Origin of the sequence: Rufibacter tibetensis, assembly GCF_001310085.1 — a bacterium.
Lineage (GTDB): Bacteria > Bacteroidota > Bacteroidia > Cytophagales > Hymenobacteraceae > Nibribacter > Nibribacter tibetensis.
Genome location: NZ_CP012643.1, coordinates 756,953 through 769,247 on the forward strand (window position 1 = coordinate 756,953; position 12,295 = coordinate 769,247).

General features: G+C 49.8%; 9 protein-coding genes. 8 read left to right on the top strand and 1 reads right to left on the bottom strand.

Features of this window, described 5'->3' with window-relative positions; all coding sequences use genetic code 11:
- Positions 1–168 precede the first annotated feature (168 nt).
- Positions 169–1,110, bottom strand: coding sequence for an FtsZ/tubulin family protein (locus DC20_RS02845; RefSeq protein WP_062542446.1), 942 nt, complete (start codon positions 1,108–1,110; stop codon positions 169–171).
- Between the two features lie 820 nt (positions 1,111–1,930).
- Between DC20_RS02845 and DC20_RS02855 the strand changes: the two genes are divergently transcribed.
- The 8 genes from DC20_RS02855 (at position 1,931) to DC20_RS02890 (ending at position 12,245) form a co-directional block, all read left to right on the top strand.
- Complete coding sequence (locus tag DC20_RS02855; protein WP_062542448.1) at positions 1,931–4,885, top strand: glycoside hydrolase family 3 N-terminal domain-containing protein; 2,955 nt, start codon at positions 1,931–1,933, stop codon at positions 4,883–4,885.
- A gap of 26 nt (positions 4,886–4,911) precedes the next feature.
- Positions 4,912–6,048: an N-acetyl-alpha-D-glucosaminyl L-malate synthase BshA gene (gene bshA / locus DC20_RS02860; protein WP_062542449.1), complete on the top strand. Its 1,137-nt coding sequence runs from the start codon at positions 4,912–4,914 to the stop codon at positions 6,046–6,048.
- 105 nt (positions 6,049–6,153) lie between these two features.
- Positions 6,154–6,732, top strand: a complete 579-nt coding sequence (locus DC20_RS02865) for an NUDIX domain-containing protein (protein WP_062542450.1) — start codon at positions 6,154–6,156, stop codon at positions 6,730–6,732.
- A 133-nt stretch (positions 6,733–6,865) separates the two neighbouring features.
- Positions 6,866–7,660: a lysophospholipid acyltransferase family protein gene (locus DC20_RS02870; protein ID WP_071885363.1), complete on the top strand. Its 795-nt coding sequence runs from the start codon at positions 6,866–6,868 to the stop codon at positions 7,658–7,660.
- Positions 7,608–7,895 carry an Asp-tRNA(Asn)/Glu-tRNA(Gln) amidotransferase subunit GatC gene (gene gatC / locus DC20_RS02875; RefSeq protein WP_062542451.1) on the top strand — a complete coding sequence of 96 codons (288 nt, stop codon included), beginning with the start codon at positions 7,608–7,610 and terminating at the stop codon, positions 7,893–7,895. The genes DC20_RS02870 and gatC overlap by 53 nt, the downstream gene beginning before the upstream one ends.
- Before the next feature lie 6 nt (positions 7,896–7,901).
- Entirely contained in the window at positions 7,902–10,952 is a 3,051-nt protein-coding gene (locus DC20_RS02880) for a tetratricopeptide repeat protein (RefSeq protein WP_062542452.1), read from the top strand.
- Between the two features lie 10 nt (positions 10,953–10,962).
- On the top strand, positions 10,963–11,697 hold the full coding sequence (locus DC20_RS02885) for an ABC transporter ATP-binding protein (protein WP_062542453.1): 735 nt from the start codon (positions 10,963–10,965) through the stop codon (positions 11,695–11,697).
- Positions 11,694–12,245 carry a cob(I)yrinic acid a,c-diamide adenosyltransferase gene (locus DC20_RS02890; RefSeq protein ID WP_062542454.1) on the top strand — a complete coding sequence of 184 codons (552 nt, stop codon included), beginning with the start codon at positions 11,694–11,696 and terminating at the stop codon, positions 12,243–12,245. The genes DC20_RS02885 and DC20_RS02890 overlap by 4 nt, the downstream gene beginning before the upstream one ends.
- The last annotated feature ends 50 nt before the right edge of the window (positions 12,246–12,295 follow it).

Here is a 12,295-nt window from a genome sequence, read left to right on the forward strand (position 1 = left end):
TCCAATTTAATGTGACCGCCCTGTAGGAACGTGATCTTTTAGTTGCCTAAAGTTCTGATTTAGTTAAAATTTCGTTTATGATTCTAGTACCATTAGCAGTATACAGGCTGCATCATAAGTGAGAAAGTATTTTGTCGCCTTTGGGCAGGAAATCGACCCTTCGTTTTTTTACCTGTCGGGGAAGCCACTTGCAATCAGGGTTACCTGGATATTGTCTTCAAGGGCCGGGTCATTTCCAAGCCCGAAAATAACTTCTGCTTCTTCCCCCGCTTTCCTCTGGATGAAATCTGTTATCTCCGTCAGTTCCTCCATCTCCAATTCAGTTTGCTCACCTGACACCACGGAGAGCAAAACCCATTTGGCACCAAACACCTTTTTGCTGTGATGACAATGAAACTCCATTGCCTCCTTTATCACCCGACTGGCGCGCCCCGGGCCAGAGGACCTGGAAGTCCCCATTAAAGTGATGCCCGCGTCCTCTAACACCGTGCGTACATCAAATAAATCAACGTTGATCTCCGAGCCTATCTCCAGAATGTTTACGATCGTTTTAACTAAGGTCACAATACATCCCACTGCCTGCTGAAATCCTCCTTTATTATACCCCGGAGTTTCTAAGGAATCCCCAGAAGACAGGACAAGAATGGCATCAGAACATCTTTTTATTTCAAGGAGGTTTTTGTCAGTAGCAAACGCGCTGGCACCATCCTCCAGAGAAGGGGATAGAAGAACGACACTAATGGTCAACACACCCCTGTCTTTGGCTTGTCTGGCGATCAATGGAGCTGCCAGTACTGCATTGCTGTCTTTCATGGTACTGACTACGAAAACTATATCCGTATTCTCCCCCAGAAATGCCTGCACTTCCGGCACTACTTTCGGGTTGACAGATTCACTGCTTTGGTTAGTGGTATCCCTGGCCTTAAGACCAGGCGCTACCCGGAGGATCGGGATACCTAAAGGTGTATTTTCCACAACCGATGCTGAGTCAGACCCTAAGAAAGAGGGTTCATCATTACCGAAAGGCTTTCTGTAAACGTCGGCAGCCGTATGGGCGAAAACGTCTCCCACTTCGATCAACCTGATGATGGGCTTCTTGAAAGGGATCATATGCTTGTCCCTCCTTTCAACGCCCGCCCGCCCTTCTGTTCCGTCAGGGAGCGCAGGCAGAAATGGCTTTTCTGTTCCTTGGATTCGGGGAAAGTTGTAAATGGTCTCATAGGCAGCAACCGGTATGTCCTGTTCAAAGATACCAAAGAAGGCACTCTGTATTCAGTTTTCCGCAAGCTTGCAAAGCTAAAGCTGCAGAAACCCGAACCGTAAATCAATGAACTCGGTCAAGTGCAAGTGCTGGAACCATGCAAGGCTAAGGAGTTTCCATCTGCAGAAGGGGCATAAAATGCATCAATTTCACCCGCAACTACTGGTCATTTGTGACCCGCAAGTTCACCCGCAAGGGACCACAAATTGCCTATAAAACTGATTGTGGACTGTTGTGAACCTTTGTGCAGGGCACAAGAAACCATAAATATTAAAAAATTGGTTACTGCCATATAAACTTTCCTGCGTAGTGTATTTAATGTGCTTTTTTGACCGTGATTTTAACCCAGAAACTATGGGGTCTGGCTATTTTTCCGGAGCAAAAGCAAAATTTTGAGTAATATTACGAGCTTAAACAGCGGCTTAACTTCCCTCGCCTTCTGCAAGTTCTCTCTTTTTGGTTTCTTTTACGCTGGTTATTTACGCCAGACTGCTACAAGAATCACCTTAGAAAGAACCCTGGAGAGGAAAGGCTCTGAACCTTAGGCGTTTTCAGTCGTTTTATGCAAAATCGGCGTAAAACGCTGCAGAGCTACTCAGCCGCGGCTAGTTTTCCTCTGCGAAATTAGCCCTATGAAACAGTTATTCAAATTAAATTACGCGTTGCGAAATGCTAAAGCGATATAGCCTGTGGCTACTGACGGTGGTGATGGGCGTCTGGTGGGGATTGTCGGGGTTTGGCCCTAAGGGCCGGGGCAATGTCACCGTTCAGGAGCAACGCTGGGTAGACAGTGTGTATCAAACGCTTACACCTGACCAGCGGCTGGGCCAGCTCTTCATGGTGGCTGCCTACTCCAACAAAACACAAAGTCACGTACGCGAAATAGAAAACCTGATTACCCAGTATGGCATTGGCGGAGTCATGTTCATGCAGGGCGGACCGGTACGTCAGGCCAACCTGACCAACCAGTACCAAAGCATTTCAAAAGTCCCGCTTTTAGTAGCCATTGACGCAGAGTGGGGCTTGGACATGCGCCTGGACAGCAGCATGCACTTTGCCAAGCAAATGACCTTGGGAGCCCTGCCCGATGATCATTACGTCTACCTTATGGGCCGTGAAATCGCGTTAAAATTAAAGCGATTGGGCATTCACGTGAATTTCTCCCCGGTGGTGGACGTGAACAGCAACCCTAAAAACCCGGTGATCGGCAACCGTTCCTTCGGTGAAAGCAAAGAGCAAGTGACGGCCCGCAGCATCGCGTACATTAAAGGATTACAGGACCACGGCATTATTGCGGTAGCCAAACATTTCCCAGGGCACGGCGATACCGATGCTGATTCCCATTTTTCTTTACCTGTGTTGTCGCATGACATGGCCCGCCTCACCGAGGTGGAGTTATATCCTTTCAAACGCTCTTTTGACGCCGGGGTAATGGGCGTGATGGTAGCACACCTGCACGTTCCTAAGCTGGATTCCATCGCGAACCGCGCCGCTACTTTATCGCCTTATTTGGTAAATGACCTGTTAAAAGGCCAGATGCGGTATGAGGGATTGGTGTTTACCGATGCTCTCAACATGAAAGGCGTGACCCGTTACCACAAACCGGGTGAGGTAGATGCGCTGGCCCTGAAAGCCGGAAACGACGTGTTGCTGTTCTCTGAGGATGTGCCTAAAGCCATTACCAATATTAAAAAGGCAATCGCGGACAGCACCATTAGTGAGCGCGAAATTGAGGTACGGGTACGCAAAATGCTACACGCAAAGTACTGGGCAGGCTTGAACCAGTATGCCCCCATTGATGTGGCCAACCTCTCCCAGGATTTGAGCCGACCAGTGAGCCAGGTATTGCAGCAGCAGCTCTATGAGCAGGCGGTAACAGTAGTGGCCAACAAAGATGATTTACTGCCTTTCAGAGCACTGGATACGACCCAATTTGCCTCGGTTTCTGTAGGGGCAGGCCTGAAAAACGAACTTAACCAAACCTTAGACAAATACGCCCCCTTCAAAAAGTTCGCAGTCACCAGCAGAATGGCACCCGATACGGTTTATGCCAGTATTATCAGGGAACTAGCCGGCACAAATGTGGTGGTGGTTTCTTTGCACAACCTAAACAACAACCCCAATAACAACTATAACCTGTCTGGTAACGCTTTAGGATTCATCAGGGCTTTGCAGCGTGACCCTACCAAAAAAGTAGTGGTGGTGGTGATGGGCAATGCGTACAGCCTCAAGAACTTTGAAGGCAGTGACTGGTTAGTCTGTGGCTACGAAGACAACGAAGTCACCCGTAAAGTCATTCCACAGGTGCTGTTTGGGGCGCTTCCGGCCAATGGCCGCCTGCCCGTTACTGCCTCTCCCAAATTCAAAGCTGGAGCCGGCATCTCCACCCCTGCTTTGAGTCGTTTAAAATATTCAATACCCGAGAGCGTGGGCATGGACTCCCACATCTTAAAGCAGATTGACAACATCGCCTTAGAAGCCATTGCGTACGCCGCCACACCGGGCTGCCAGGTATTGGTAGTGAAAGACGGCACAGTGGTGATGGACAAAGCTTACGGGTATTACACCTATGACCGCATTCAACCAGTCACCGAGAAAACCATATATGACCTGGCTTCCATTACCAAGGTAGCTGCCACGCTGCAGGCCGTCATGTTCCTGAAAGACCAGGGCCGCCTGAAGCTGGATGAAAAACTAGTGACCTATTTGCCTGAGCTGAAAGGCTCCAACAAAGCCAACCTGAGCGTGCGGGATGTGTTGTTGCACCAGGCTGGGTTAGTAGCTTACATCCCTTTCTGGACTAAAACCTTGAAGAACGGCAAACTGAACCCCATCTACTATGATAGTCTCCCGTCAGAGACATTCCGTAACATGGTAGTACCCGGCGTTTATAGCAACCAAAGACTGGAAGACTCAGTGTGGAAATGGATTGTAAAATCTGAATTGGTAGGAAAACGTTTGCCCACTGGCAAATTTGAATACCGCTACTCAGACCTGGGGCTGCACATCATGAAACGGCTTTCTGAGCGGCTGTTGAACCAACCCTTACCAGATTTCCTGGAGCAAAACTTCTACGCCCCTCTGGGTGCTGCTACGCTTACTTTCAACCCCCTAGATAAATTCCTGAAAGAGCAGATTGCCCCTACGGCCCTTGGTTCTCAGTTTAAGGCAGGCGTTCCTCTGCAGGGAACGGTGCATGACGGCAACGCCGCAATGTTGGGCGGCAAGGCCGGTCACGCCGGATTGTTCTCCAACGCCAATGATTTAGCTATTTTGATGCAAATGGACCTGCAAAATGGCAAATACGGCGGTCAGCAGTATTTTAAAGGTCCCGTTGTAACGGAGTTTTCTGAAAACGGCAGCAAAACCAGTCGCCGTGGAATTGGTTGGGACAAACCAGATCCGGAAGGCAACGGGCCTACCTCAGATTTGGCGCCTTTGAGCACCTTTGGTCATACTGGCTTCACGGGCACCGGCGCCTGGATAGATCCAGAGAATAATATTATTTACATTTTCCTCTCTAATCGCGTCTATCCTGACTCTGAGAACGATAAGCTGCTGCAATACAACATCCGTACCCGGATTCATGACGTAGTATATCAATCGTTAGCCCCGAAACTGTAACTTCGCGGTAAATCACAGACACGCGCATGAAGATTGGAATTGTATGCTACCCAACATTTGGCGGTAGCGGTGTGGTTGCCACCGAATTAGGGAAGGCCCTGGCGCAGAAAGGGCATAAGGTGCATTTCATCACCTACAGCCAACCTGCGCGCTTGGACCATTTCAACGAGAACCTGTTCTACCACGAGGTTAACATCCCCAATTACCCGCTTTTCCAGTATCCGCCGTATGAACTGGCCTTGGCCAGCAAGATGGTAGACATTGTGCAGTTTGAGCACTTAGACGTGTTGCACGTGCACTATGCCATCCCGCATGCCTCGGCGGCGTTCATGGCCAAGCAGATCCTGCTCACTAAAGGCATCCAGATCCCGGTGATTACTACGCTACACGGCACAGACATCACGCTGGTGGGCAAAGACGCTTCCTATGAGCCGGTAGTGACGTTCAGTATCAACCAGTCAGATGCAGTCACCTCGGTGTCTGAGGACCTGCGCAAGGAAACCTATGAGTACTTCCCTATTGAGAAGGAAATTGTAGTAATCCCCAATTTCATCAACTTGGAGCGTTTCCAGAAGCAACGCAAGGAGCACTTCAAGTCTGCCATTGCGCCGTCCGGCGAAAAACTACTGGTGCACACGTCTAACTTCAGGGCGGTGAAACGTATTGGTGATGTCATCAAGATTTTCTCAAAGGTTAGGGAACAGGTACCCAGCAAGCTGCTATTGGTAGGTGACGGACCGGAACGCCCTAAAATGGAGAACTTGTGCCGTAAATTGGGCATCTGCTCAGATGTACGCTTTTTGGGCAAGCTGGAGGCCGTGGAAGAATTGCTTTCTATTGCCGATGTTTTCCTGATGCCTTCTGAAAAAGAAAGCTTCGGTTTGGCTGCATTGGAGGCGATGGCTTGCGAGGTTCCCGTTATTTCCTCCAATGCCGGGGGGTTGCCAGAGCTGAACGTGCACGGAGTAACCGGCTTTGTGAGCGACGTAGGCGACGTGAAAGACATGGTCAAAAACACCTTGTTCCTGCTGCAGGACGACCAGCTTCCTACCTTCAAAACCAACGCCTTGGCCCGTGCCAAAGAGTTTGAGATAAGCAGAATCGTGCCTATGTACGAAGAAGTTTACCTTCAAGCCGCAGAGGCAGTACGCACGCAGGTATAATCACGCTTTCTTTCCCTGATACTAAACAAAAAGCTATTTTGGGGTTGAAATCAGAATAACAACCCTAAAACCAAGCTTCCTTCCCGGTACTTAACGCAAGATTCCATGAGCATCGAAAAACCGCAGCACTCCCTAGAGAACCCCTGGACTACCCTTGAGTCTACTCCTATTTACAGCAATCCCTGGATAAGCGTACGCGAAGAGCAGGTGATTAACCCGGGCGGAGGCAGAGGCATTTACGGTGTGGTTTCCATGAAAAACAAAGCCATCGGCATTATTCCCATTGATGACGAGGGCAATACCTGGTTGGTAGGACAGTACCGGTACACAGTGAATGAATACTCCTGGGAGATCCCCATGGGTGGTGGACCGATTGGAATAGACCCGCTGGAATCTGCGAAACGTGAGTTGAAAGAAGAAACCGGTTTTACAGCCGCTGAGTGGACCAACATTGGCCGCATTCACACCTCCAACTCCGTGACCGATGAGGAAGGCTTTATCTTTCTGGCGGAGGACCTGACCGCCGGTGAAACCGAGTTCGAGGAAACAGAAGACCTGAAGATCTGGAAGTTGCCCCTGCATGAGGCGGTGCGCATGGCCATGGACAGCGAAATCACCGATGCCATCAGTATTGCCGGTTTACTTAAAGCCGAGAAGATCCTTTTAACGCGTAGACCTAAATAAACGCGGGTAAGTGGCACTAAGTCAACTCATGCCGCGTTGCCGTTTTAGAGCATCTTTTCTGGAAACAGGTTAAAAAGAGGTGGACGGTGCGCACGTGTGGTGCTTTTCTTAATAATTCGTAATTTTGGGAAAGATGAACAGGTTTAAAGGAATCGGCAAGAAGGCGTATTCAGTATGGTGTACTGCCTGGTTTGTATTACCGTTTCTCACCTCGTACCCCCTGTTCAGGGTGCTGATCTCAAAGCCCAGCCGGTACAGGCACGCCCACATGCTTAACCGCCTTTGGTCTAAGTTTCAGTTGCGCATGTACCTGATGCCAGTGACGGTAAAAGGAGTGGAGCAGTTAGACCCAAACCAGAAATACGTTTTTGCCCCTAACCACAGCTCGTATATTGACATTCCCATGATCTTGGCGGCTGTGCCGGGGTTCCTTAACTTTGTAGGAAAGAAATCCCTGACCAAAGTGCCGTTATGGGGAAAAATCTACGACGCCCTGTACATTTCAGTGGACCGCGACAGCCCAATCAGTAGTGCCAAAGCGTACATTGCCAGTAAACAAAGCCTAGAAGCTGGTCGAAGCGTAGTTATCTTCCCGGAAGGCAAGATTTCACCGGAATCAGGAAGTAAATTATTGCCGTTTAAAGACGGTCCGTTTAAGCTGGCTATTGAAAAACAGGTTCCTATTGTACCTATCACCATGCCGTACAACCACCTGTTTTTACCAGATGTAAAGGGAAAGCTTATTATCCGGTATCATTCTTTGGAGATGATCATTCACCGCCCTATCTCCACCCAAGGTATGACTTTGAAGGATTTAGAATTCCTGAAAAGCCAAACCTTCAACATTATTCAAGAGACGTTAGACCAAAAGAATCATGAGCACGAACATAGAAACCCTACGACAGCTGGCGCACTTAGCCCGGCTTGAATTTGACGAAACCAAAGAGCAGGAGATGCTCAAAGACCTGAACAACATCCTGGATTGGGTAGACCAACTGCGCCAGCTGGATACCCAAAACGTAGAACCCCTGATCCATATTTCTGAGGAATTGAACGTAATGCGCGAAGATATCGCCCAGAACACGGTACGCCACGAAGACGCTTTGCGCCTGGCCCCGCGCAAAGACTCAGATTATTTCAGAGTTCCTAAAGTTCTGGAGTAAGCCTGAATGAAGCTTTTCCCTTTCTGGCCATTGGTGGAACCTGGCCGCCGTTTTCTGTACTTTCTTTTAGTTCTTTTGGTGCTGACAGCCGTGGCCTTTGGGGTTTACGGCTTTTTGCATGGCCAACAAACCGTTTTTCCGCTGGAGAAACAGGCGGAGTTGTTCCCTGCTGAAGCCCATCTGAACCCTTCGTCTCCCCTGCTCACGCCTATGCGCGTGGAAGTAAATGCTTATCTGGTGACAGAGCGCTACGTCATTGGCCCCATGCAGCTTCCGCTCTGGGCCACCTGGACCTACTTTGTGGGCTTGGCCGTAGCTCTTACCTTCTTCTGGACGCTGGCCAGCACCTTAAAACGAATTCCGTATTACGCGGCCGTGTTGTTGGGCATGCTTTGGCTTTCCACGCTAAACCTGGATTTACTGGGCATTTTCTCAGAAACAAGCCGAATCTTGCTGTTGACTGCGCTGGGTACTTTAGGCGCAGGTAGTTTCCTGTTTCAGGCTTTCTGGACAAGGGTTTCTTTTTTGGGGCGTTTCCTGTTCTTCGGGCTATTAATGCTGCTTTTGAGTTTAGCGCTGTTCCACTTCTCTCCCCTGCCAGGTCCGCTTACGGCCCTACACGTGGTCAACTACAGTACGCTGGCCAGCTTTGTGGCGTCGGTACTGTTCATGGTAGTGGTGGCGTATGAGAACCTGCACGGCTTACTATGGTTCAACACGCAGGCCCAGCAACCCCAGCGCAGGTTCGGGCTGGTGCAATTTGTGCTGATCAGTGTGCTGTACCTGGGCAACTTGTTGCTTTTGTACCTGCGCCAGACGGGCATGATTCAGTTTGACTTCACAGGTTTAGATGCCCTGCTGGTTTTCCTTTGCTCTACGTTAGTAGGACTTTGGGGACTGAAACAGCGGCAAGGACAATACACGCGCTTCTTTAGTTTTGAAACCGAGGCGGCACCGTTGTACCTGGTATTGGCTCTACTTACATTCCTGAACCTGGGCTACGCCCTCATGCTGGCAAACGATCCTTTGGTACAAGCCTACCGGAATGCCGTCATCCTCACCCATCTTGCCTACGGAGTAGCCTTCTTTATTTATGTGCTGGTGAACTTCGGTCCGCTGATCAAGCAGAAGCTGCGGGTATATAAAGTAGTCTATGATCCGCGTCAATTGCCTTATTTTACGGTGTACCTCATGGGTACGGTATTGTTGGTGATTATGCTGGTCCGGAGCCAGTATGCTATGTATTTTCAGCAACAGGCTGGATACTTCAACTACTTAGGCGATCTGTACCGTCAGACTGAAGAGAAACCTTTGTTAGCAGAGCAGTTCTACAACGAGGCCAGCATTCAGTCACGCAACAACCTGCGTTCCAGCTTTTCTCTGGCCGACATGTACCACCAGGCCGGTAGCCGAACCCTGGAGATGCACCGCTTGCAGGAAGCCCTGGAACGGAGACCTTCGCCGGAAGGGTATCTACGTCTGGAGAATTTGTTCACTTCTTCTTCTGACCTTTTTGACCATATAAAGGTATTGCAGGAGGCTGTCAAAACTTTTCCCACCCATGCACCACTACTGAACAACCTTGGCCTATTGTATGGGACCACGGCCTTTTCAGACTCGGCAGGCTTTTATTTAGACGCGGCCTTGGCGCAGAGTGAAGAACCTGAGGTAATCCAGGCAAACCAATTAGCGTTTTTGGCCAGCCATAAATTTCCGCAGCAGGCTAAAGAATTCTCGCAGCGGTATCAGGAAGGTACTTATGGTCCTTTGGTTACAAACCGGATGGCCATTTCTCTGGCGTTAGGGGCTCCTAAACCGCAGAACATTCCGCCTTTGCCGCAGGACAGCAGCCTCACTACGCAAACCTTCGCCAGTTTCTATAACCGCCAGCTTTTCCCGGGTAACCCGAAGGACAGCACCACTACCTTTGCTACCCTGAACACCTTGCTTCGGCAGGAGGAAAACCAGCCTTTCCTGGATGATTTGACTTTAATTAAAGCTTTGCAGCTTCATCAGGGCAGTCATTCCCTGCCAAAACCCGCACAGGCGAAAGCCACTTTAGAGTTCCTGGCTACCAACAGCGGAGGAGCCGCGGGCTATTACTTTGACATTCTGGGACAATGGATGATGCAGGGCAAACTATACCCACTTGCGGCAGAGTATTTCCAAAAAGCCCGGCAGGCGGGCTACCGTGATGCGCACTTGCACGCAGTGGTGGCCAATGCTTTGGCGGGTAATTATGGAGAGGCAACCCAGATTGCTTTAGGCGCTTCTGACTTCCCCGATCCCGCCCAACGGAAAGCGGCTACCCAATTGGCTATTGTCACGCAGATGTCTCCTGAGCAGGCTGTCAATGCCCCAGATTCTTTAAAGGTTCAGTTTCTGCAATTAAAGGCCGCTACCCTGCCATTGGACCAATTGGAAAATGTGGCGAATGGCATCACCACCCAAGCCTTGGCACCCGTCGCTGCATTGTCTTTGGTGGAACGGTACATACAGGAAGGAAACGCCACCACAGCGGGTAATCTGTTGCGCCTGCATTTTCCGGCTAGTTTTCCTAAAAACAGCCTTAAATCACAAGCCAATCTACTGCAAGCTGAATTGTGGTGGAGAACCGGGCAAGTACAGGAACTGAGCACTCAATTACCTAGCCTGTATTTTACGCCACAAGATGCCGGGGCTAAGCTTTACTACCAGGCTTTGGTGGCCCAGCGTAATAAAAACCCGAAAGCAGCGACTAATCTATTCAACCAGCTCCTGCAACGGGCACCATGGTTTGAAGCGGGGCACTTGGCTGCCGCCGATTTCTTCATCAGCCAGAAGCAACCTATGCGGGCGTATAACTTGCTTTTAGAAGCCATCGGGTACAACCCGTCTTCGGTGGTGCTACGCAAAGCCTACGTGAATGTGGCCCTGGATCAGGGGCTTCGGGAGTATGCCCTGCAGGGATTAGAACAGCTGGAGCCTTTGGTAAGTCCTCAGGAATACCTTACTTTTAGAAAAGAAATAGAGCCCAAATTGCAGGCCAGCGAAGCGCTTCTGCAGGAATGGCAATAAAACTAGCCGTATGAGCACTATCATCAAAACCGAGAATATCTCTAAGATGTACCAGATGGGGAATGAAACCATTCACGCCCTGAGGTCTATTTCCATTGAGATAAAGAAAGGTGAATATGTGGCGTTCATGGGTCCGTCCGGTTCCGGCAAATCCACGCTCATGAACATTGTGGGTTGTTTGGATACTCCTACCTCGGGCACCTATATCCTGAATGGAAACGACGTCAGCAACATGGTGGACAATGAGCTGGCCACAGTCCGTAACAAAGAAATTGGCTTCGTGTTTCAGACGTTCAACCTGCTTCCCCGTTCTTCTTCGTTAGACAACGTGGCCTTGCCTTTGATTTACGCGGGCTATGGTAAAACAGAAAGAAATGAGCGGGCCATGGAAGCGTTGAACAGCGTAGGCCTTGGCTCACGGGCCCAACACAAACCCAACGAGCTTTCGGGTGGTCAGCGCCAACGCGTGGCCATCGCCCGCGCCCTGGTGAATGATCCAAGTATTATCTTAGCCGATGAGCCTACTGGTAACCTGGACACCAAAACCTCCTACGAGATCATGGGTTTGTTTGAGGCCCTCCACGCCAAAGGCAACACCATTATTATGGTAACCCACGAAGATGACATCGCCCATTACGCCCACCGCATTGTGCGCCTGCGCGATGGTTTGATAGAGTCTGATGAATTGAACCAGAACATCACGGTTCCAGCCATGAAGGCGGCCGCATTGAATACCCCTGAATGAAAATATACACCAAAACCGGCGATAAAGGCGAAACTTCCCTCATTGGCGGTACCCGCGTTAAGAAATCACACCTTCGCATTGAAGCGTACGGCACCGTAGATGAGTTGAACTCTTTTCTTGGCGTGGTGCGTGACCAGGAAGTAAACCAGAACCGCCAGCAGCTTTTCTCCGAGATACAGGACCGGTTGTTTACCATTGGCTCTACCCTCGCCACTGATCCCGTAAAGGAAGGCAAAGTACAAACCCCTGATTTGCACCTAAGTGACATCCAGTTGCTGGAAGAACAAATGGACCTGCTCGATGAGCAATTGCCCCCCCTGCGTAACTTCATTTTACCGGGAGGTCATCAGGCCGTTTCCTTTTGTCACGTGGCCCGCACCGTTTGCCGCCGTGCTGAACGCCTGGTGATTGCGCTACAGGAAGAGTCTTACGTAGATGACTTAGTCGTGCAATACCTCAACCGCTTGTCAGACTTTCTCTTTGTGCTCTGCCGCGCCATGAGTTTTGAATTAGGAGTAAAAGAAATAACTTGGAAGCCTCGTATGTGAGGCTTTTTTTATTCAGAACCTTTAGAATTTCGTATACTACTTACCCTTAT